The following is a 287-nucleotide window of genomic DNA, read 5'->3' on the forward strand; positions in this document are numbered from 1 at the left end:
GGCCAGGGCAAACGGCTTTTCCGGCGAGGCCGGCAGGACGCTGGCCGTGCCCGGCGAGAACGGAGCGCTCGGCGGCGCCATGTTCGGACTTGGCGACGGCGAGGGCGCGCTCGTCCTGGGCGCGCTGTCGAAAACCTTGCCGGAAGGCGACTGGCACTTCGCCTCGGCGCCGGCCGAGCCGGAGTTGGCGGCGATCACGTTGGCGCTCGGCGGCTATGTCTTTACCCGCTACGGCAAGAAGCCGGGCAAGGCGCTGCGCTTCGAATTGCCGGCCGGCGTCGATGCGC

Annotated in this window: 1 pseudogene; it reads left to right on the plus strand. The window is 71.4% G+C overall.

The features are described from left to right. Positions 1-287, plus strand: a pseudogene (locus EN862_RS35795) (leucyl aminopeptidase family protein); the annotation flags it as partial.

The organism is Mesorhizobium sp. M2E.F.Ca.ET.219.01.1.1, from assembly GCF_004016445.2.
In the GTDB taxonomy this organism is placed as follows: Bacteria; Pseudomonadota; Alphaproteobacteria; order Rhizobiales; family Rhizobiaceae; genus Mesorhizobium.